Annotated in this window: 1 protein-coding gene and 1 pseudogene; both read right to left on the bottom strand. The window is 31.7% G+C overall.

Going from position 1 to position 1096, the window contains the following annotated elements; all coding sequences use genetic code 11:
• The coding region (locus PHC28_RS07155) for a hypothetical protein (RefSeq protein ID WP_300097752.1) at window positions 1–269 on the bottom strand (269 nt) is incomplete at its 3' end.
• A gap of 11 nt (window positions 270–280) precedes the next feature.
• A pseudogene (locus PHC28_RS07150) lies at window positions 281–1096 on the bottom strand (hypothetical protein); the annotation flags it as partial.

The raw sequence follows: 1096 nt of genomic DNA, 5'->3' as shown, positions 1-1096 counted from the left end.
GTTTTATCATTTGCACCAATTGTTTTTAGGAAATTGGAAAATGAGTTTAAGTTGGTTTTATTAGCTGCAATTCTTTGAAAAAAAACTGCCGACTTATTCATTTTTAACTGTGATTGCGAGTTGAGTACACTATACAGCAATGCATATACTTTGTCGAAAGTAGTGTCATAGGACATCATCGCCATTTTGTAAGCGCCAATTTGAATGGGCTGATTATAGCTTCTGTTCTCGTTAAGGAATGAATATAGGTCTTGAAGTTTTTTGGTCATAATGCAATTCCTTATTGGATATTTACTAAAAATTCATTGCTTTTTGCAACACATATTCCATCTTTTACAATAAAACATTCAATCCAATGTGTGCCAGAAAATTGAGAACGTTCTTTTTGGTTTAATCCACCTTTACCAGCAGTTTTAGAATGAAAAATTTCTCCTCGCAAACCTTCATTTGTTCTTGCTTCTTCACCAGTATTTACCACTTGCCAATATACATCGAAAGGTTTTGGAACGTTGGAACTAGCAACAAAATAAATATCACAATATTTAGGAATAGTATTATTTGCTGTTATAGATTTTACTTGTTTTCCTTGTCTATAATTTCCGTGAATTTCAACATTGTAATTTAATCTCAAATTCCATTCAGGTCTTCTGCGATGTCCTACTTCAAATAATCTTTTATCAAAAGTTGCGGGTAAATAACTCTCATTAATAAAAGATACCGCATCTGCTTTATTGTATGCCTCATTTATTGTATTTGTTCCAATAATTGATTTCAATATTCTATAAATTTGAGTGAAATCAGCATTACGCAAAACTTCAAAATCTGCCTGCGCTTTGGCAAGCCACATATCAAAATTATCCTCTTTATTAGGGTTATCAAGCCATTTATCCGCAAAATTCTCTTCTGGATTTATTGGATTTTCAATAATAGCAATTTGCTTTCCGTGAATATGACTATATGGATATTTAATATGGCTTTTCATTGTAGCTAAAATATTCAATAAAGCGTCAACAATATTTTCTTCTTGATTGTAAGACCTTGCAGCAAGAGTTGTTATAATTATTGAAATTGGTTTATCGTCGTCGCTACCAAACAT

The sequence above is a fragment of the Flavobacterium sp. genome (genome assembly GCF_028712645.1).
In the GTDB taxonomy this organism is placed as follows: domain Bacteria; phylum Bacteroidota; class Bacteroidia; order Flavobacteriales; family Flavobacteriaceae; genus Flavobacterium.
The sequence above is the reverse complement of the archived record's forward strand: the minus strand, read 5'-3'. Positions and strand labels throughout refer to the sequence as shown.